Below are 19043 nucleotides of genomic sequence, written 5' to 3'. Positions count from 1 at the left end.
AAGAAAAAGCCAGGGTGGTTTCACCCTTTGGCCCAACCTTCCCGGGTGGAATTGCCGAAAGGCCATGAGGGGCAAGCTGCCCTTCTCCCCTCCTTGCAAAATTCGTGCAAGGATTCGAAATTAAACAGACGTTCAATTCAGGCACTTTGGGAGGAGCGCATGGATTTCGCGCTGAGCGAGGAGCAGCAGGCGATCTTCGACATGGCCTTCGCCTTCGGGCAGGAGGAAATCGCGCCGCATGCGCGCGACTGGGAGGCGGCGGGGACGATCCCGCGCGATCTGTGGCCCAAGGTGGCGGCGCTGGGGCTGGGGGGCATCTATGTGTCCGAGGACTACGGCGGCTCGGGGCTGAGCCGTCTTGACGCGACGCTCGTCTTCGAGGCGCTGGCGATGGCCTGCCCGGCGGTGGGCTCGTTCCTGTCGATCCACAACATGTGCGGCGGCATGATCGACAAATTCGGCAGCCCGGAGACGAAGGCCCGGTTCCTGCCCAAGCTGTGCACGATGGAGACGATCTTTTCCTATTGCCTGACCGAACCCGGCTCGGGCTCGGATGCCGCCGCCTTGCGCACCCGCGCCGAAGCCGTGCCGGGGGGCTACAAGCTCAATGGCACCAAGGCCTTCATCTCGGGCGGCGGCTATTCCGACGCCTATGTGACCATGGTGCGCACCGGCGGCGAGGGGCCGAAGGGCATCTCGACGCTGGTGGTCGAGGCGGGGACAAAGGGGCTGTCTTTCGGCGGGCTGGAAGACAAGATGGGCTGGCGCGCGCAGCCGACCGCGCAGGTGAATTTCGACGATTGCATGGTTGCGGCCGAGAACCTTGTGGGGGTCGCGGGCAAGGGTTTTGCCTATGCGATGGCGGGGCTCGATGGCGGGCGGCTGAACATTGCAGCCTCGGCCCTTGGCGGCGCGCAGGCGGCGTTTGACGCGACGCTGCGGTACATGGGCGAGCGCAAGGCCTTTGGCCAGTCGCTCGACCAGTTCCAGGCGCTGCAGTTCCGGCTGGCCGAGCAGGAGGTCAAGCTGCAATCGGCGCGGATCTTCCTGCGGCAGGCGGCCTGGAAGCTGGATCACGCCGCCCCGGATGCGACGAAATTCTGTGCCATGGCAAAGCTTTACGTCACCGATGCGGCCTTTGATGTGGCCAACCAATGCCTGCAGCTGCATGGCGGCTACGGCTATCTGGCCGATTACGGCATCGAGAAACTGGTGCGCGATCTGCGCGTGCATCAGATCCTGGAAGGCACGAATGAAATCATGCGGTTGATCATCACCCGCAACCTGATGGCGGAGCGCGACCGATGAGTGACTGGATTTTGGCCCGCAAAGAGGGCCGCGCGGGCCGCATCACCTTCAACCGCCCCGCGGCGCTGAATGCGCTCGATCACGACATGGCCGGGGCGATCGAAGCCGCGCTGGAGGGCTGGCGCCATGATCCCGCGGTTGAGGTCGTGATCATCGACGCCGTGGGGGAGCGCGCCTTTTGCGCGGGCGGCGACATTGCCACGATCTATCACCTTGGCAAAGAAGGCGATTTCGAGATCGGGCCGCGGTTCTGGCGGGCCGAATACCGGCTCAATGCGCGGATCAAGGAATATGAAAAGCCGATCCTCGCCTTCATGCAGGGCTTCGTGATGGGCGGCGGCGTCGGCATCGGCGGGCACGCGCGGCACCGCATCGTCGGCGACACGACGCAAATCGCCATGCCCGAAACCGGCATAGGCCTGATCCCGGATGTGGGCGGCACGCTGATATTGGCCCTCGCCCCCGGGCGGGTGGGCGAATATCTGGGCCTGACCGGCGGGCGGATCGGCGCGGCGGATGCAATCTATGCGGGCTTTGCCGATCTTTACATCCCCGAGGCGGACTGGCCCGGCCTGATCGCGAAGATCGCCGAGACCGGCGATCCCGGCTGCCTGCCGAAACAGCATTCCCCCGCGCAAAAGGGTCGTCTGGCCGATCTCCGCCCCGAGATCGAAGCGGCTTTCGGCGGGGGAAGCCTGCGCGAAATCGTCGGAACCCTTGACCGGATGCCGTGCGATTTCGCGCAGGACACGGCCGCGACGCTGCGCCGGGTCTCGGCGCTCTCGGCCGAGGCGACGCTGCGGCTGATCCGCATGACGCGGGCGACGCCGACGATCCGCGAGGCGCTCTCGAACGAGTTCCGCTTTACCCTGCGCGCGGTCGAAAAGGCGGAATTTCTGGAAGGCGTGCGGGCGCAGATCATCGACAAGGACCGCAAGCCGAACTGGCGCCACAGCCTCGACACCCTGCCCGAGCCGCTTCTGGCCGAGCTGCTTGCCCCCCTGCCCGCGGGCTGGGAAATTCCTTTCGACGCCTGAAGATCGCGTCACAAATCCTTGGGAGACAAAATGAAAATCGGGTTCATCGGACTTGGGAACATGGGCGCGCCGATGGCGGCGAACCTGGCAAAGGCGGGCCATGCGGTGACGGGCTTCGATCTGGCCGCGCCCGTGCCCGAAGGCGTCGCAGCGGCGAAAAGCATCGCCGCGGCGGTGCAGGGCGCCGAGGTGGTGATCACCATGCTGCCCAATGGCGCGATCCTGCGCGCGGTGGCCGACGAGGCTTTGGCGGCGATGACCCCCGGTGCGGTGCTTTGCGATTGCTCGACCGTCGATGTCGAAAGCGCCCGCGCCGTGGCGGCCGAGGCGGCGACGGCGGGCATGGGGGCGCTTGACGCGCCGGTCTCGGGCGGGGTCGGCGGGGCGAGCGCGGGCACGCTGACCTTCATGGTCGGCGGCTCTGACGCCGCCTTTGCCACGGTGAAACCGCTTTTTGACGTGATGGGGCAAAAGGCCGTGCATTGCGGTGCCTCCGGCGCGGGTCAGGCGGCGAAGATCTGCAACAACATGATCCTGGGCGTCACGATGATCGCCACCTGCGAGGCCTTTGCACTGGCCGACAAGCTGGGGCTGGACCGGGGCAAGATGTTCGATGTCGTCTCGACCTCGTCCGGCTACAGCTGGGTGATGAACGCCTATTGCCCGGCCCCGGGGATCGGGCCGAAAAGCCCGGCGGACAATGGCTACAAGCCCGGCTTTGCGGCCGAACTGATGCTGAAGGACCTGCGGCTTTCGCAACAGGCGGCGACGGGCGCCGATGCCGACACGCCGATGGGCGAACTGGCCGCCGCCCTTTACGCCCGCTTCGTCGAGGAGGAGGACGGCAAGGGAATGGACTTTTCCGCCATGCTGCCGCGGTTCGAAAAGCGCGGCCGCGGCTGAGCGCCTCACCCGGTTGCGCTTGCACCGGGCGGGGGGGTGATTAGATAAGACGCATGGACTGGATCGACACCTCCCCCTCGCTTGCCTGCCTTGACGCCCCGGCCCGCGCCGCGCTGGCGCCGCTTGTGCCGGGCGAGGTGCCAAAGGGCACCGTGCTGTTTCGCCCCGGCGATGCGGTGCAGGGCTTCGTCTTGATGCTCGACGGCCGGATAGAGGTCTTCCTGACCGGGGCGAACGGCCGCGAACTCTTGCTTTATGCGGTCGAACCGGGGCAGACCTGCGTGCAGACGACACTCGGCCTTTTGGGCGAGGCCACCTACAGCGGTGAGGCGATCACCACCGCGCCTTGCCGCCTTGTCCTTGTGCCCCGCCCCATCTTCCTGAAACTGATGGAAAATTCCCCGGGCTTCCGCAGCCTTGTCTTTGCCGCCATGGCGGTGCGGATGGAGGAGGTGATCCGGCTGATGGAGCGGGTCTCGTTCCAGTCGGTCGAAAGCCGTCTGGCGGGCTGGCTGGTGGCGCGGGCCGAGGCCGGGCGGGTGCAGGCCACCCATGCGGAAATCGCGGTGCAGATCGGCTCCGCGCGCGAGGTGGTGTCGCGTCGCCTTGACGCCTTTGCGCGGCGCGGCTGGGTGCGCACCGAACGCGGCGCGGTCGAGCTGCGCGATGCGCCCGCGCTGGCCCGGCTCGCCGCGACCGAGGCTTTGTGACGAGGTCACCGACACCGGCACAGCCGCCCTGCTAAGGTCAGCCATCGGCCGGAGACCCGGCCTTCTGACACCAAGGGAGCAAGAGATGTTCAAGACCAATGTGGGCGGCATGGACAAGAAACTGCGCATCGCGGCGGGCATCGTCCTGCTGGTCGCCGGGTTTCTGACCGGCGGTGAAGCGGGCTACAACTGGATTTTCCTGATCGGCATCGTGCCGCTGGCCACCGGGCTGATGAACACCTGCCCGCTTTACAGCGTGCTGGGCATCAACACCTGCAAGAACTGACCGCAGGCTCGGACCGCCTCTGCTGTCCCGCCGCGGCCCCGGTCGCGGCGGGTTTTCCTTGCGGCGCCCCGCTCAGACCGGCCCGGTCAGACCGGCTTGCGCGCGACGATGTAGCGGCTGTGCGCGCCCTTGCCGAAGGTGCGCTCTTCCTCGATCACGAAACCCGCGGCCGTGATCAGCGCCCGCAGCTCGGGCGCCCGCAGCGCGCGGGCAGGCGGCATCCAGCCGCGCAGCCGCAGAAGCGGCAGGATTGCCTTCATCCAGAACGGCAGATCCGCCAGACACCAGGTTTTCGACAGGAAGAGCCCGCCCGGTTTCAGCTGCCCGAACAGCGCGGCCAGCGTCGCCGCGGCATCGGGGACCAGATGCAGGATGTGAAAGGCGCAGATCACGTCAAAGGGCGCCTCGGCATGGCGGGCCTCGGCCGCGGTCTGGCGGAACTGCACCTGAGCGCAGCCGGGCTTGGCACAGGCGATGCGGTGCATTTCCGGCGAAAGATCGGTGGCGAGCCAGAGCCCCACCCCCGGCCCCAGCCGCAGCGCCGTGGACCCGGTGCCGCAGCCGATTTCCAGAACCTTGTCACCGGGGTGCAGCCGCGCCGCCACCTCGGCCAGCATCGCCTCATAGGCCGCCACGTCGCGGACCGGCCGCGCCGCATAGCGGTCCGCCACCCGATCCCAGAAACCAATCTGATCCGCGCTCATTCCGCCGCCACCTTCATCCCCAGCATCGGCGCCAGATAGCGCCCGGTATGGCTGGCCGGATGGGCCGCCACCTGTTCCGGCGTGCCCTCGGCCACGATCCGCCCGCCGCCATCGCCGCCCTCGGGACCGATGTCGATGATCCAGTCGGCGGTCTTGATCACGTCAAGATTGTGCTCGATCACCACGACCGTGTTGCCCTGATCGACCAGAGAATGCAGAACTTCCAGAAGTTTGCGAACATCCTCGAAATGCAGCCCCGTCGTGGGTTCATCGAGGATGTAAAGCGTCCGCCCGGTGGCGCGGCGCGCCAGTTCCTTTGACAGCTTCACCCGCTGCGCCTCGCCGCCCGAAAGCGTCGTCGCCTGCTGCCCGACCTTGATATAGCCCAGCCCCACCTCGACCAAAGCATCCATCTTTTCCCGGATCGAGGGCACGGCCTTGAAGAATTCCTGCGCATCTTCCACCGTCATTTCAAGGACATCGGCGATGCTCTTGTCCTTGAACTTGATCTCCAAAGTCTCGCGGTTGTAGCGGTGGCCCTTGCAGGTCTCGCAGGTGACGTACACGTCGGGCAGGAAGTGCATCTCGATCTTGATCACGCCATCGCCCTGACAGGCCTCGCAGCGCCCGCCCTTGACGTTGAAGCTGAACCGCCCGGGCTTGTAGCCGCGCGCCTGCGCCTCGGGCAGGCCCGCGAACCAGTCGCGGATGGGGGTAAAGGCGCCGGTATAGGTCGCGGGGTTCGAGCGCGGCGTGCGCCCGATCGGCCGCTGGTCGATGTCGATCACCTTGTCGAGATGCTCGAAGCCCTTGATGCTGTCGCAAGGCGCAGGCGTTTCCCGCGCGCCGTTCAGCCGCATCGCCGCGGTCTTGTAAAGCGTCTCGATGGTCAGCGTGGATTTGCCGCCGCCCGAGACGCCGGTCACGCAGACGAATTTGCCCAGCGGAAACGCAGCCGTCACATCTTTCAGGTTGTTGCCGCAGGCCTTTGAAATCACAAGCTTCTTGCCATTCCCCTCGCGCCGTTGCACGGGCACTTCGATGCGCCGCGTGCCCGCCAGATATTGCCCGGTCAGGCTGGCCGGATCGGCGGCAATCTCGGCGGGCGTGCCCTGCGCCACCACCTGCCCGCCATGCACCCCCGCGCCCGGGCCGATGTCGAAGACATAATCGGCATGGCGGATCGCATCTTCGTCATGTTCGACCACCAGCACCGTATTGCCTTGATCGCGCAGGTTTTTCAGCGTCGAAAGCAGCCGGTCATTGTCGCGCTGATGCAGCCCGATGCTCGGTTCGTCGAGCACGTAAAGCACCCCGGTCAGGCCGGAGCCGATCTGGCTCGCCAGCCGGATGCGCTGGCTTTCGCCGCCCGAAAGCGTCCCCGCCGCCCGGCTCAGGGTCAGATAATCCAGCCCGACATTGATCAGAAAGCCCAGCCGCTCGCGGATTTCCTTGAGGATCGGGCGGGCGATCTCGTTCTTTTGCTTGCTCAGCTGGACGGGGATGTCCTCGATCTTCGCGAAGGCCTCCTTGATCGACATTTCGACGATCTGGCCGATGTGCAGCCCGGCGATCTTCACCGCCAGCGCCTCGGGTTTCAGCCGGTAGCCGCCGCAGGCGCCGCAGGGGCGGTTGTTCTGATAGCGCTCGAATTCCTCGCGCACCCAGGCGCTGTCGGTCTCGCGATAGCGTCGCTCCATGTTCGGGATCACGCCTTCGAAACTGCGCGTCACCTCATAGACCCGGCCGCCCTCGTCAAAGCGGAACTTGATCTCGTCCTTGCCGGAGCCATAAAGGAACAGCCGCTGCACCTCGGGCGGCAGCGATTTCCACGGCTTCTTCTTGTCAAAGCCGTAATGTTTCGAAAGCGCGTCGATGGTCTGGATGAAATAGGGGCTTTTCGACTTCGCCCAGGGGGCCAGCGCCCCGGCGGCCAGCGTCAGGGATGTGTCGGGCACCACCAGCCGGTCATCGAAGAACAGCTCCACCCCCAGCCCGTCGCAAACCGGGCAGGCGCCAAAGGGCGCGTTGAAGGAAAACAGCCGCGGCTCGATTTCCGCAATGGTGAAGCCACTGACCGGACAGGCGAATTTCTCCGAGAACGTGATGCGCTGCGCTTCCTTGCCCGCCTCGGTCTCCTCGGTTGACAGAGCGTCTTCCCACAGCGCGATGCCGTCGGCCAGATCGAGCGCGGTGCGGAAACTGTCCGCCAGCCGCGTCTCCAGCCCCGGCCGCACGACGATCCGATCCACCACCACATCGATGTTGTGACGGAATTTCTTGTCCAGCACGGGCGGCTCCTCGAGGTCGTAAAACGCCCCGTTCACCTTCACCCGCTGAAAGCCCGCCTTGCGCCATTCGGCGAATTCCTTGCGATATTCGCCCTTGCGGTCGCGGATGACGGGGGCCAGCAGATAGCCCCGCGCCCCCTCCTCCATCGCCATGACGCGATCGACCATGTCCTGCACCTGCATCGCCTCGATCGGCAGGCCGGTGGCGGGCGAATAGGGCGTGCCCGCGCGGGCAAAGAGCAGCCGCAGATAGTCGTAAATCTCGGTCACCGTGCCGACGGTCGAGCGCGGGTTCTTCGAGGTCGTCTTCTGCTCGATCGAAATCGCGGGGCTCAGCCCCGAGATGTGATCGACATCGGGCTTGCCCATCTGGTCCAGAAACTGCCGCGCATAGGCCGAGAGGCTTTCGACATAGCGGCGCTGCCCCTCGGCATAGATCGTGTCAAAGGCGAGCGAGGACTTGCCCGAGCCGGAAAGCCCGGTGATCACCGTCAGCGCATCGCGCGGAATGTCGAGATCGACGCCCTTGAGGTTATGCTCGCGCGCCCCGCGCACTTCGATGAACTTTTGCTCGGCCATGCCCGCCCCCAGATGTCAGGCCCCATAGATAGGGGGTTGCGCCCGAGTCTCCAACGAGAAATTGCGAACGGAACAGGAACTTTTCCCGCGCCACCCCCGAAAAACCGGGCGATGCAACCGTTGCATTCAAACCTTCGCATGTATAATATGAAGAGACTTGAAACCCGCCCGGCTTTGGCGGCATGAAATGAACGCGCCGGTCGGGGCGCATGAAAAGGAGTTTTCGATGTTCAACTTCCTGCGCTCCGCCGTGTCGGGCGGGGCCCGCGTGCAAAAGATCGACCCGCGCGAGGCGGTGGCCAAGGCGGCGGCGGGCGAGATCACCCTGATCGACGTGCGCGACGGGATGGAGCTGCGCGCCTCGGGCACGGCCAAGGGGGCGCTGCATGTGCCGCTGGCCACGGTGAAGATGAAATGCGACCCGTCAAGCCCGGAATGCCTGAAGGAGCTGTCGGTGGACAAACCCGTGGTTCTTTTCTGCGCGATGGGCGGGCGCAGCGCGGGCGCGGCGCAGATGCTGGTCGAAATGGGCTACAAGGAGGTCTACAACCTTGGCGGCTTCAACGACTGGGTCTCGGGCGGCGGCGCGGTCGTTCGGGTGTAAGAAAGCGGGGGCGCTGCCCCCTGCACCCCCAGGATATTTGCGGCAAGATGAAACACAAAGGGCGCTCCGCGATGGGCGCCCTTCATCTTGCTCCAAATATCCCGGGGGGAGTCCGCTTGCGGACGGGGGGCAGAGCCCCCCTGCCGTCACATGTGCAGCGCGCGGCCATAGGCGTCGAGCACCGCTTCATGCATCATCTCGCTCAGCGTCGGATGCGGGAAGACGGTGTGCATCAGATCTTCTTCCGTGGTTTCCAGCGTGCGGCCGATCACATAGCCCTGGATCAGCTCGGTCACCTCGGCGCCGACCATATGCGCGCCGAGCAACTCGCCGGTCTTCGCGTCGAAAACGGTCTTCACCATCCCCTCGGGCTCGCCAAGCGCAATCGCCTTGCCGTTGCCGATGAAGGGGAAGCGGCCGACCCGCACCTCATGGCCCGCGGCTTTCGCCTTTTCCTCGGTCAGCCCGACCGAGGCGACCTGCGGCGTGCAATAGGTGCAGCCGGCAATCGTGCCCGGCTTGATCGGATGGGCGTGCTTGCCCGCGATCAGTTCCGCCACCATCACGCCTTCATGGCTGGCCTTGTGCGCCAGCCACGGCGCCCCGGCGATGTCGCCGATGGCGTAAAGCCCCGGAACGCCGGTGCGGCAGAACTCATCCACCACCACATGCGTCCGGTCGATCTTCACGCCCAAAGCTTCCAGCCCCAGCCCCTCGACATTGCCGACAATCCCCACCGCCGAAATCACCGTGTCGAAGTCCGCGGTGACCGTGCCCTTGGCGTCCTGCAGATGCGCGACGACCTTGCCCGGGCTGCGGTCCAGCTTCACAACCGTCGTCTTTTCGAGAATCTTCATCCCCTGCTTGACGAATTGCTTCTTCGCAAAGGCCGAAATCTCGGCATCCTCCACCGGCAGAACCCGGTCCATCACCTCGACCACCGTCGTATCGGCGCCCAAGGTGTTGAAGAAGGAGGCAAATTCGATCCCGATCGCGCCCGAGCCGATGACCAGCAGCTTCTTCGGCATCCGTTTCGGCGTCAGCGCATGCTTGTAGGTCCAGACCAGATCGCCATCGGCCTCGAGCCCCGGCAGCACCCGCGCCCGCGCACCGGTGGCCAGGATGATGTTCTTCGCCGTGATCTCCTCGGTGCCCGCGCCGGTTTTCACCGCCACCACACCCGGGCGCGGCAGCGTGGCCTCGCCCATCAGCACGGTGACCTTGTTCTTCTTCAGCAAATGCCCGATGCCGCCCGACAGCTGCTTGGCCACCGCGCGCGACCGCGCCACCACCGCATCAAGATCATAGCCCAGCCCCTCGGCCTTCAGCCCGAATTCCTTGGCGCGGTGCATCAGGTGAAACACCTCGGCCGAGCGCAAAAGCGCCTTCGTCGGGATGCAGCCCCAGTTCAGACAGATGCCGCCCAGATGCTCGCGCTCGACCACGGCCACCGAAAGCCCCAACTGCGCGCCGCGGATCGCCGCGACATAGCCCCCCGGTCCCGCACCGATCACGATCATGTCGAAGCTCTTGGCGGCCATCCGTCCCTCCATCTCAAGATGGTTTGGCATTAAACTATTTTTGCGCCCGCTTCAAGAAGCCGCACCCCGAAATGGAAAACGCGCACCCGAAAGGGCGCGTTTCAAGCTGTGCCGCCGGATCAGCGCGCGACGTGGGCCAGCATCCGTTCATAGCCGCCCTGCCACAGGAAGGCCGCCTCCTCGTCCGAGGAATAGCGGCCGACCAGTTCATTGCGCCACGGGAAGCGGCCGAACCGCGCGATCACCGCACGATGGGCCTTGGCATGCAGCAGATGCTCGTCCGGCATCCGTTCCGCCGCCAGACGCACGCCGCGTTCCTGATCGGCCAGGCTTTCGGAATGCATGAAGGGCACGTAGAAGAACTGCCGCAGCGGATCGACGATTTCCATGTCGAAGCCGCGCTCGATCGCGGCATCGGCCACCTTGCGGGCCTGCGCATCGGTCGCGAAGGCCAGTTTCTCGCCGCGGAACATGTTGCGCGGCATCTGATCGAAAAGGATGCACAAAGCCAGCGCGCCCACCGCCGATTGCGCCCAGTCGTCACAGGCGCCCGCGCGGGCACGGTCCCACAGCCCCTGATAGCGGGTGCGGATCTCCGCATCGAGCTCGGGTGTTGCATTGTACCAGCGATCCGGCCCGACCTCGTCGTGCCAGAAGGCGATCACTTCGGTGATCTCGTCCATGGTCCCCCCTTGGGTTAGGAGCAGCCCTGTTAGCGTGCCAACTGGCCCGGGAATTGCAAGCGCAACCCGCCCGCGCGCGGGATCGGTCTGCAACTCTGCCCCATTTTGCCCAAAGGATGGGCGGCCCGCCCAAGCTTCAGGCAGACCGCGAAGCCTTGCCGCCCTCGCCCGAGTCGAGCACGGCCTCGACCGCCAGCGCGGTGGCCGAGGGCGAGACGACGGCGAAAGAGGCGGGGAAGGCCCCTGCCCGTCCCGGCGCGCGCAGGATCCGCCAGCCCGCGTAAAGCGCGATCAGCGTCATCAGGATCGCGACATAGAGAAAGAAGCCCGAAGAGCCCGTGCGCTCCATCAGCCAGCCGGTGACCGGCGGGCCGGTGATCGCGCCGACGCCGTTGACGAACAGAAGCCCGCCCGAGGCCCCGGCCATGTCGGTCTTGTCGAGATAGTCGTTCGTATAGGCGATGAGCAGGCCGTAAAGCGGGTTCGCCACGCCGCCGATCACCGCGCCAAGGCCGACCAGCGTCCAGAAGCCGGGCGCCAGCAGCGCCGCCGCGAACATCGCGCCCGCGCCGATCACCGCGACCTGCAGGATCAGCTTGCGCCGGTCCATCCGGTCCGAGATCCAGCCGATCGGATATTGCGCGACGAGCCCGCCCAGATAGATCGCCCCGACAAAGATCGAGATCTGGCGCACCGAAAGCCCCGCCGCCGTGCCCCAGACCGAGACCATCCCGAAGAGCGCCGAAAACACCCCGCCCATCAGGAACATGGCGACGACGCCGAGCGGCGAGACGGCGAAGAGCTTGCGGAAATCGAGCCGCCGCACCTCGGCGAATTCGGGGGCGGGGGCGACCGACAACAGGATCGGCGTGAAGGCCACCGACACCAGCACCGAGGGGATGACGAAAAGCAGATAGCCCCCCGGATCGCCGACATTCATCAAGGCCTGCCCCGAGATGATGCCGATCATCTGCACGATCATGTAGGCCGAGAGCGCCTGCCCCCGCATCCGGTTGCCGACCGAGGCATTCAGCCAGCTTTCCGCGGTGATATAGACGCCGGAAAAGGAAAAGCCGATCACCACCCGCATCGCCGACCAGGCGATCCAGTCGGGCACGGCGGGGTAAAGGATCAGCACCGCGGAAATCAGCGAGCCGAGGGCCGCGAAAACCCGCACATGGCCCACCCGCGCGATCAGTTGCGGGGTGAAATGCGAGCCCAGCAGAAAGCCCGCGAAATAGGCCGACATCACCACCGACATCTTGTAGGTGCCGATGCCCTCCAAAGCGCCGCGGATGCCCAGAAGCGTGCCCTGCATGCCGTTGCCGACCATGAGCAGCATCACGCCCAGAAGCAAAGGCCAGGTGGTGCGCAGGACGGACAGCATCGCAATTCTCGCAGTTGGGGACACTCACCCGGGTAGCAGAAGCGAGGCATCACCATAAGAGAAGAAGCGATAATTCTTCGTGAGCGCGTGATCGTAGATCGCCCGGATGCGGTCCTGCCCCATCAGGGCGGAGACGAGCATCAGAAGCGTCGATTTCGGCAGGTGGAAATTCGTCATCAGCGCGTCGGCGATGCGGAAACGGTAGCCCGGATAGATGAAGATGTCGGTCGTCGCGGCAAAGGGCGCGATGACGCCCGGCCCGGTGGCGGCCGATTCGATCAGCCGCAGCGCCGTCGTGCCGACGGGAATCACCCGCCCGCCCGCGGCTTTCGTCGCGTTGATCTCGGCGGCGGCCTGTGGGGTCACCTCGCCCCATTCGGCATGCATCCTGTGCGTCGTCACATCCTCGACCTTGACGGGCAGGAAGGTTCCGGCGCCGACATGCAGCGTGACCTCGGTGAATTGGACGCCCTTGTCGCGCAGCTTTTCAAGCAGGTCCGGGGTGAAATGCAGGCTGGCCGTGGGCGCGGCGACGGCGCCCGGCTTTTGCGCGAAGACGGTCTGGTAATCGGTCTTGTCCTGCTCGTCGGGGGCGCGCAAGGCGGCGATATAGGGCGGCAGCGGCATCGCCCCGGCCTCGGCCAAAGCCGCGTCGAAATCGGGGCCGGTCAGGTTGAAGCGGATCCGCATCTGCCCCTCGGCGATCGCCGCGATACGGGCCGACAGCGCATCGGAAAAGACGATCTCTTCGCCCTCCTTCAGCTTGCGCAGGGGCTTGGCCAGCGCCATCCAGTCGCCGCCGGGCGCGGGTTCCAGAAGCGTCACCTCGACCCGGGCCACCACCTCCCCTTGCGCGCTTTGCCGCGTGCGCCTCCCCGAGAGCCGCGCCGGAATGACCTTGGTCGTGTTCAAGACCAGCCGGTCGCCCGGGCCCAGAAGATCGGGCAGATCGGCCACGGTCAGATCGCGGATCGCATCGGGCGTCGCCACCAGCAGTTTCGCCGCCGTGCGCGGACGGGCGGGCCTTATGGCGATCCGCCCCTCGGGCAGCTCGAAATCGAAATCGGAAAGGTTCATTCTGTGACCAGTTTCGGCGGTGCGCGGCGAAAGATCTCGCGGAACATGCCGGGGGTAAAGATGGAAAGCGGGTTGATGGTGATGCGCGGCGCCTCGGACGTGCCGCGCATGCGGTAGTTGAAGCCGAACAGCCCCTCGCCCTTGCGCGCGAAGATCTGCCCGATCGCATTGACCAGATAGAACGGCGTCACCACGCCCTGCATGTCGATGGCCTTGCTGTCGGGGTAGTAGTTGCCGCTCATCGTGACGCCCATCGAGGCGCCGACCGCCTGCCCCGAGGTGACGGAAACCCCCTGCGGCGACAGATGGAACCGCCCGGCGACATCGGTGAACAACAGGCCATCGCCATTGAGCTGCTCCAGAAGCCCGATCACCGAAGCGGCCGAGAGCATCGAGGCCAGCACCGGCGCATCCTGCACCCGCAGGTTCGAAATCGCCAGCCGCCCGTCATAGCTTTTCGTCTCGACCGGCATCAACGTCAGATCGAGCGTGCCGCCGCGGGCCTTGGAAAACACCCCCGCCGCCGCCAGCGCCGCGCCCGCGTCGGGCCCGGTGATCCGCACCGCCGCACGCCCGTTTTGCGCCGGAACGACCGCGCCCGTCACTTCGGGGCCGCCGTTGATCCTGCCGCGGAAATCGCCCGAAAAGCCGCCGCGCGTGGTGAACTGCCCCGCCATCGGCGCCAGCGCGATCCCGCCCGAGACCGTCAGCCGGTCCAGCCGCGCCTCGATCCGGTTGCCGCCGCCCTTGGCCGGGGCCCCGCCGCCACCGCCGCCCGCCCCCGAGGCGCCGCCAAACCGCGCCGTGCGCAGATCGAGCCGCCCGGAATGCACCACCACATCGGGCACGCGCCCCTTGCCGCGGCTCACAAGATCGACGGCGCCGTCAAACCAGCTGCCGATCGACAGCTTGCCGAAGATCGCCTTCTCGAAGCCCTTGTCCGACAGCTGCAACCGCCCCTCGGCACTCAGCCCCGGGGCCGTGGCCTTCAGGCTGTCGACCGTCGCCACCGGCCCCAGATGGCCCGCCAGCTCGATCCGCCCCGCCGCCGGGGCCCCCTTCGACCAGCCCACCTCGGGCACCGAAAGCACCAGCCCCTTGAGATCGGAGGCAAAGCGATAGGCGGGCGGCTGTCCCTTGTGCAGATCGATCACCAAAGAGCCCCAGCCCTCGCCCCGCACGGCCCCTTTCGGCAGCGCGATGCGGAAGTGATCCAGCGCCGCGGGCGTCACCTCGACGAAGCCGTCCACGCGCGAGATGCCGCGGGCTTCGGGCCCGAAGCGCTGCGCCCAGCGGCCCTGAAACGGCACGATGTCGAACAGCCCCGCCCCCGAAATCACCATCCCCGCCCGGTCGGCGGTCAGCGTCAGCCGCGGCGCGGTGATCTTGTGGCCGGGCACGATCCTGTCGGACACGACATCGGTCAGCCGCGCCGCCACTTCGAAATCGACATCCTCGGTCAGGATCCGCTTCTTCATCTGAAAGCGCAGCCGGGTGCGCGCCTCGGCCCAGCCGGTCGCGATGTCGGTGCCCTGCCCGGCCTTCGACATGAAGTGAAAGGGTTCCTCGTCCAAAAGCGCCAGCGCCGCCGGAATCGGCGCGCGGGTGACCAGTTTCACCTCGGCGCGGGCCGGTTTTTCGCGGATGTCGGGCACGGTCATCACCGAATCCGCCACCTCGATCTGCCCGCCCGAGGGGGCGCGCAAGGTGCCCTCTTCGACCATCAGCGTATGCTTGTTCTCGGTGATGCCGGCAAAGCCGCGGCCCTCGCGCACGGGGGGCAGCGTGCGCAGCACCTTCACCTCGGCGCCGCGGAATTCATAGCCCAGCTCGACCCGCGGCGGCTGCTTCGGAACCAGCCGCAAGGCCGTGCGCACATTGCGCAATTCGCCCGTGGCGACGTTCTCGGCCAGCCATTCGCGGGTCGGCGGCACCAGCGATTTCGGCCAGAGCGCCAAAAGATCGGCGCTGTTGATCTCTCCCACCGCCGCATCCATCGCCACCCGCCAGCCCGCCGGACCGGCCAGAACCTGCCCGGTGGCAGAGATCCGCCGCGTGCCCTCGACCAGCTGCACCTGCCCCAGATCGACGCGGAACGGATCAAGCCTCAGCCGCAGATCGAGCGCCCCTTGCGAAAACCGCGCCGGTTTTTCGAAAAGCCCCTCGGGGTCCGAGGCGATGTCGGAAAGCTGCACCTGCGCCAGAGCCTCGCGCGGCAGGCCCTTTTCGAAATCGCGCAGCCGCACCTGCCCGGTCGCCGCCAGCCGCAGGGCCCGGCTTTGCAGATCGAGCCGGGTGATCTCCACCACGCCGCTGCGCGGCCGGTAGGCCAGTTTCAGATCGGCGCCGTCAAAGGGGACGGGCTTCACCGCCTCGGAGGGGCGCAGCGCCCCCGGCCCGATATGCAGGCTCGCATCCAGACGCCGCAGCGTGCCATCCTCGGTGATCCCCGAGCGCAGCGTGCCCGAGATCGGCGCATCGAGCGTGCGCAACACCGCCAGCGCGGGCGATTGCACCGCCAGATCGGCGGCGGGCATGCCGGTCACCGCGGCGCCGAATTCCGCCGCCGGGCCGCGCTTCGAGGTCGAGGCGGTCAGCGCCACCTGCGCGGGCAGCGCGTCCTGTTCGCCGACATCGAAACCGAGCGTCAGCGCGATCGCCTCGGCGCTCTGGCTCAGGCGGAACCGGCCCTCGGACACCTCCCAGATCCGCTCGGCGCGTTCATCGACGATGCGGATATGCAGATCCTCGGCCGAGACCTCGGCCACGCCGCGCAGCGCAGGCGTGGCAAACAGAGCCTCGATGCTGTCGCTCACCTTCAGCGGATCGGTCAGATCAAGCTTGATCGCCCCCGCCCCGGCATCGCCCAGATCCAGATCGATCCGCCCGTCGGCGGCCCGGTACAGCGCCACCGAGGCGCCGCCGATCTGCAGCCTTTGCGGCAAGATCCGCCCCTGCAGCAGCGCCTCGGGGCGCAGCCGGGTCCGCACCTCGGGAAAGACCGCCAGCGGCAGGCCCGAGGGCTGGGCGATCTGCACCATGGCCAGCCGCACCTCGGGGGCGAAACCGGCCTCGATCACCAGCGCGGCCGAGCCCAGATGCACCCGCATCCGCCCGGCCAGCGCGGCATTGGCCCGCGCCTCGATCCGCGACAGCAGCGCATGGGGCACCGGCACCGGCAGATGCGTCAGCGCCAGCCCCGCAACCCCCAAAGCCAGGCTGCAGACCGCCAGCCCGAGGATCAGCCAGATCCCCAGCCTGCGGCGCGTCCGCTCCGCCTGCCGCTTGCGCGGTGTCTGGTTTTCCCCCGGCTCGGTCATCCTGCCCTGCTCTGCCCCGGCTTTGCCCTGCGTCCGGCCCTTTGACCGCGCGTTTTTCTGCCCTACTTCTAATGTCGCATCCGACAAGGAGGAACGCAAATGATCGCTATCGGCGAAAAGGCGCCCGATTTCACCCTGCCCGTCACCCGCACGGGCGCCGAACCGGAGGAGCTGACCCTCTCCGCCCTCGCCCCGCGCAAGGTGGTGCTTTATTTCTACCCCAAGGACGACACCCCCGGCTGCACCACCGAGGCGCTGGATTTCACCCGCCTCGGCCCGGATTTCGACGCCGCGGGGGCGATTGTCGTGGGGATTTCCAAGGACAGCGCGAAATCGCATGCGAAATTCTGCGCCAAACATGCGCTGGGTGTGGGGCTGGTCTCGGACGAGGCGGGCACGGTCTGCGACGCCTATGGCACCTGGGTGGAAAAGAACATGTATGGCCGCACCTCGATGGGGATCCAGCGCGCCACTTTCCTGATCGATGCGACGGGCACGGTGGCGCAGGTCTGGCCCAAGGTCTCGGTCAAGGGCCATGCCGAGGCGGTTCTGGCGGCGGTGCAGGCGCTCGGCTGAGCGCCGCGCTGCCCCGCAACTGACCCGATGGGCGAGTTTCGGCAGATTTTCGCCCAAAACCACCCCCCCGGGGCGGGGCTTCGCCGCGCCCGGGGGAAAGCGGTTGCGCCGCGGGCCTGACGCTTGCTAAGTCCGGCAAGGACCCGGTGCCCCCCCGGGGCGTAAGGACCGGGCCCTGCCCGCAAGACAGGAAAACCGCTTTGCCCAGACGGATACTCGACCGCACCAATGCGGTGCTCGACCGATGGCTGCCGGAACAACGGCTGTTCCTGAAATCCGAAGATGCCACCCGCTTCGTGCGGATGCGCCCGCTGACCCAGGCGATGACGCTGGCGGCGGTGTCGGTGCTGTTCCTGTGGTCGGTCATCGCCACTTCGCTTCTGTTCATCGACCAGATTTCCTCGGGCGGCGCGCGCGAGCAATCGGCGATCGCGCGGGCGCAGTTCGAGGCGCGTCTGGACAGTCTTTCGCAGGAACGCGATGCCCGCGCCGCCGAGGCGCTGGCGGCGCAAAAACGCTTTCAGCTCGCGCTCGATCAGGTGTCGCGGATGCAGTCGCAGCTGCTGCAATCCGAGGAACGCCGCCGCGAGCTGGAAACCGGGATCAACGTGATTCAGGCGACGCTGAAGCGCACGATGACCGAACGCGACACGGCGCGGGCGGAACTGGACAAAAGCCGCGGCAGCGGCTCGGCGGCGGCGCTGCGCCAGCGCGTGGGCGAGATGGACGGCACCGTCGATCTGCTCGCCTCGGCGCTGGATCAGGCCGCGCATGAACGCGACCGCGCCACCCGCGCCGCCGAAAACGCCCGCGCCGAGGCCGATCAGGCGCTGCAGGAGCGCCGCCTGATCGAGGAACGCAACGCCGAGATCTTCGACACGCTGGAAGGCGCGGTTACGATCTCGATGGAGCCGCTCGACCGGATGTTCCGCAAGTCGGGCATGGACCCGGATGCGATCCTGCGCGAGATCCGCCGCGGCTATTCCGGCACCGGCGGGCCGCTTCTGTCGGCGGCGATCTCGACCAAGGGGGTGATCGACGACGGCGCCGACATCGCCCGCGCCAAGGGCATCCTGCAGCAGCTTGACGAGATGAACATGTATCGCATCGCCGTCGATCAGCTGCCCTTCGCGATCCCGATCAAGGGCGGCTACCGCTTCACCTCGCCCTTTGGCTGGCGCTGGGGGCGGCTGCATGCGGGGATCGATCTGGCCGGGCCGGTGGGGATGGACGTGCATGCCCCCGCCGATGGCGTGGTGACCGATGCGGGCTGGGAAAACGGCTATGGCCAGGTGATCAAGCTGCGGCACAAATTCGGCGTCTCGACCGTCTATGGCCATCTGTCCAAAATCCGCGTGAAGGTCGGGCAAAAGGTGTCGCGCGGGGAGATAATTGGTGATACAGGCAATACCGGACGGTCCACGGGACCGCATCTGCACTATGAAATCCGGGTCGGTGGCGCCCCCATCAACCCGATGACCTTCATCAAGGCGGCTCAGGATGTTTTCTAAAAGCAAGATCCACGAACCCGGCCCGAAAACGGCCTCCGAACCCGAGAAGAAACCCGAGGCAAGCGCGGTGCCGCCGCGGTCCTTGGGCGAATTCGTCCCCGCCACGACGCGGCCCAAGGCGGCGGCTTCGGTGCTGTCGGCGGATCTGACGGTGACGGGCAACATCAAGACCACGGGCGACGTTCAGGTCGAAGGGATCGTCGAGGGCGACATCCGCGCGCATCTGCTGACGGTGGGCGAAAGCGCCACGATCAAGGGCGAAATCGTCGCCGATGACGTCGTCGTGCATGGCCGCGTCGTCGGCCGCGTGCGCGGGCTGAAGGTGCGCCTGACCTCGACCGCGCGGGTCGAAGGCGACATCATCCACAAGACGATCGCGATTGAATCGGGCGCCCATTTCGAGGGCTCGGTGCAGCGGCAGGACGATCCGCTGCAGGGCGCGAATGCGCCCAAGCTGATGGCCCCCACGCCGGACCAGCCCTATAGCGGCCAGTAAGTCTTTCCCGGGAACGGGACGAAAGGGCGG

At 66.7% G+C, this 19043-nt stretch carries 16 protein-coding genes; 9 read left to right on the top strand and 7 right to left on the bottom strand.

Features of this window, described 5'->3' with window-relative positions:
* Positions 1 to 159: 159 nt before the first annotated feature.
* The 5 genes from RCAP_RS07750 (at position 160) to RCAP_RS07730 (ending at position 4244) form a co-directional block, all read left to right on the top strand.
* Positions 160 to 1308 carry an acyl-CoA dehydrogenase family protein gene (locus RCAP_RS07750; protein WP_013067288.1) on the top strand — a complete coding sequence of 383 codons (1149 nt, stop codon included), beginning with the start codon at positions 160 to 162 and terminating at the stop codon, positions 1306 to 1308.
* Entirely contained in the window at positions 1305 to 2345 is a 1041-nt protein-coding gene (locus tag RCAP_RS07745; protein ID WP_013067287.1) for an enoyl-CoA hydratase/isomerase family protein, read from the top strand. The genes RCAP_RS07750 and RCAP_RS07745 overlap by 4 nt, the downstream gene beginning before the upstream one ends.
* Positions 2346 to 2375: 30 nt before the next feature.
* The gene (gene mmsB / locus RCAP_RS07740; RefSeq protein WP_013067286.1) at positions 2376 to 3248 is read left to right on the top strand and encodes a 3-hydroxyisobutyrate dehydrogenase; all 873 of its coding nucleotides are present in this window, start codon (positions 2376 to 2378) and stop codon (positions 3246 to 3248) included.
* Positions 3249 to 3301: 53 nt separating this feature from the next.
* The gene (locus tag RCAP_RS07735; protein WP_013067285.1) at positions 3302 to 3958 is read left to right on the top strand and encodes a Crp/Fnr family transcriptional regulator; all 657 of its coding nucleotides are present in this window, start codon (positions 3302 to 3304) and stop codon (positions 3956 to 3958) included.
* Between the two features lie 85 nt (positions 3959 to 4043).
* On the top strand, positions 4044 to 4244 hold the full coding sequence (locus RCAP_RS07730) for a YgaP family membrane protein (protein ID WP_013067284.1): 201 nt from the start codon (positions 4044 to 4046) through the stop codon (positions 4242 to 4244).
* A gap of 86 nt (positions 4245 to 4330) precedes the next feature.
* Here RCAP_RS07730 and RCAP_RS07725 read toward each other — a convergent pair whose 3' ends face one another.
* Both RCAP_RS07725 and uvrA read right to left on the bottom strand, forming a co-directional pair.
* The gene (locus RCAP_RS07725) at positions 4331 to 4948 is read right to left on the bottom strand and encodes a class I SAM-dependent methyltransferase (protein ID WP_013067283.1); all 618 of its coding nucleotides are present in this window, start codon (positions 4946 to 4948) and stop codon (positions 4331 to 4333) included.
* Positions 4945 to 7818, bottom strand: a complete 2874-nt coding sequence (gene uvrA / locus RCAP_RS07720; protein ID WP_013067282.1) for an excinuclease ABC subunit UvrA — start codon at positions 7816 to 7818, stop codon at positions 4945 to 4947. The genes RCAP_RS07725 and uvrA overlap by 4 nt, the downstream gene beginning before the upstream one ends.
* Positions 7819 to 8005: 187 nt before the next feature.
* Between uvrA and RCAP_RS07715 the strand changes: the two genes are divergently transcribed.
* Positions 8006 to 8422, top strand: a complete 417-nt coding sequence (locus tag RCAP_RS07715; protein WP_238530231.1) for a rhodanese-like domain-containing protein — start codon at positions 8006 to 8008, stop codon at positions 8420 to 8422.
* A gap of 146 nt (positions 8423 to 8568) precedes the next feature.
* On the opposite strand, the gene lpdA is transcribed toward RCAP_RS07715, so the two are convergent.
* The 5 genes from lpdA to RCAP_RS07690 all read right to left on the bottom strand — a co-directional run bounded on the left by lpdA (position 8569) and on the right by RCAP_RS07690 (position 16430).
* Positions 8569 to 9963, bottom strand: a complete 1395-nt coding sequence (gene lpdA / locus RCAP_RS07710) for a dihydrolipoyl dehydrogenase (protein ID WP_013067280.1) — start codon at positions 9961 to 9963, stop codon at positions 8569 to 8571.
* 119 nt (positions 9964 to 10082) lie between these two features.
* Positions 10083 to 10646, bottom strand: a complete 564-nt coding sequence (locus RCAP_RS07705; protein ID WP_013067279.1) for a DUF924 family protein — start codon at positions 10644 to 10646, stop codon at positions 10083 to 10085.
* Between the two features lie 136 nt (positions 10647 to 10782).
* Positions 10783 to 12033 (bottom strand): MFS transporter, encoded by a 1251-nt coding sequence (locus RCAP_RS07700; RefSeq protein ID WP_013067278.1) that lies wholly within the window; start codon positions 12031 to 12033, stop codon positions 10783 to 10785.
* Between the two features lie 24 nt (positions 12034 to 12057).
* Positions 12058 to 13110: a tRNA preQ1(34) S-adenosylmethionine ribosyltransferase-isomerase QueA gene (gene queA / locus RCAP_RS07695; protein WP_013067277.1), complete on the bottom strand. Its 1053-nt coding sequence runs from the start codon at positions 13108 to 13110 to the stop codon at positions 12058 to 12060.
* A complete protein-coding gene (locus RCAP_RS07690) occupies positions 13107 to 16430 on the bottom strand; it encodes an AsmA-like C-terminal region-containing protein (protein ID WP_013067276.1) in 3324 nt (1107 codons plus the stop codon). The genes queA and RCAP_RS07690 overlap by 4 nt, the downstream gene beginning before the upstream one ends.
* Before the next feature lie 99 nt (positions 16431 to 16529).
* Here RCAP_RS07690 and RCAP_RS07685 point away from each other — a divergent pair, with 99 nt between their 5' ends.
* The 3 genes from RCAP_RS07685 (at position 16530) to RCAP_RS07675 (ending at position 19013) form a co-directional block, all read left to right on the top strand.
* Positions 16530 to 17006, top strand: coding sequence for a peroxiredoxin (locus RCAP_RS07685; RefSeq protein WP_013067275.1), 477 nt, complete (start codon positions 16530 to 16532; stop codon positions 17004 to 17006).
* Between the two features lie 200 nt (positions 17007 to 17206).
* A complete protein-coding gene (locus tag RCAP_RS07680; RefSeq protein WP_013067274.1) occupies positions 17207 to 18517 on the top strand; it encodes a DUF5930 domain-containing protein in 1311 nt (436 codons plus the stop codon).
* Positions 18507 to 19013, top strand: a complete 507-nt coding sequence (locus tag RCAP_RS07675) for a bactofilin family protein (RefSeq protein ID WP_013067273.1) — start codon at positions 18507 to 18509, stop codon at positions 19011 to 19013. Before RCAP_RS07680 ends, RCAP_RS07675 begins: the two co-directional genes overlap by 11 nt.
* The last annotated feature ends 30 nt before the right edge of the window (positions 19014 to 19043 follow it).

The organism is Rhodobacter capsulatus SB 1003 (assembly GCF_000021865.1).
GTDB lineage: Bacteria > Pseudomonadota > Alphaproteobacteria > Rhodobacterales > Rhodobacteraceae > Rhodobacter > Rhodobacter capsulatus_B.
The sequence above is the reverse complement of the archived record's forward strand: the minus strand, read 5'-3'. Positions and strand labels throughout refer to the sequence as shown.

Excerpts from the sequence above, each read along its gene's own strand:
- RCAP_RS07750 (WP_013067288.1), top strand. The coding sequence starts at position 160 with ATGGATTTCGCGCTGAGCGAGGAGCAGCAGGCGATCTTCGACATGGCC.
- RCAP_RS07745 (WP_013067287.1), top strand. The coding sequence starts at position 1,305 with ATGAGTGACTGGATTTTGGCCCGCAAAGAGGGCCGCGCGGGCCGCATC.
- mmsB (WP_013067286.1), top strand. The coding sequence starts at position 2,376 with ATGAAAATCGGGTTCATCGGACTTGGGAACATGGGCGCGCCGATGGCG.
- RCAP_RS07735 (WP_013067285.1), top strand. The coding sequence starts at position 3,302 with ATGGACTGGATCGACACCTCCCCCTCGCTTGCCTGCCTTGACGCCCCG.
- RCAP_RS07730 (WP_013067284.1), top strand. The coding sequence starts at position 4,044 with ATGTTCAAGACCAATGTGGGCGGCATGGACAAGAAACTGCGCATCGCG.
- RCAP_RS07725 (WP_013067283.1), bottom strand. The coding sequence starts at position 4,948 with ATGAGCGCGGATCAGATTGGTTTCTGGGATCGGGTGGCGGACCGCTAT.
- uvrA (WP_013067282.1), bottom strand. The coding sequence starts at position 7,818 with ATGGCCGAGCAAAAGTTCATCGAAGTGCGCGGGGCGCGCGAGCATAAC.
- RCAP_RS07715 (WP_238530231.1), top strand. The coding sequence starts at position 8,006 with ATGAACGCGCCGGTCGGGGCGCATGAAAAGGAGTTTTCGATGTTCAAC.
- lpdA (WP_013067280.1), bottom strand. The coding sequence starts at position 9,963 with ATGGCCGCCAAGAGCTTCGACATGATCGTGATCGGTGCGGGACCGGGG.
- RCAP_RS07705 (WP_013067279.1), bottom strand. The coding sequence starts at position 10,646 with ATGGACGAGATCACCGAAGTGATCGCCTTCTGGCACGACGAGGTCGGG.
- RCAP_RS07700 (WP_013067278.1), bottom strand. The coding sequence starts at position 12,033 with ATGCTGTCCGTCCTGCGCACCACCTGGCCTTTGCTTCTGGGCGTGATG.
- queA (WP_013067277.1), bottom strand. The coding sequence starts at position 13,110 with ATGAACCTTTCCGATTTCGATTTCGAGCTGCCCGAGGGGCGGATCGCC.
- RCAP_RS07690 (WP_013067276.1), bottom strand. The coding sequence starts at position 16,430 with ATGACCGAGCCGGGGGAAAACCAGACACCGCGCAAGCGGCAGGCGGAG.
- RCAP_RS07685 (WP_013067275.1), top strand. The coding sequence starts at position 16,530 with ATGATCGCTATCGGCGAAAAGGCGCCCGATTTCACCCTGCCCGTCACC.
- RCAP_RS07675 (WP_013067273.1), top strand. The coding sequence starts at position 18,507 with ATGTTTTCTAAAAGCAAGATCCACGAACCCGGCCCGAAAACGGCCTCC.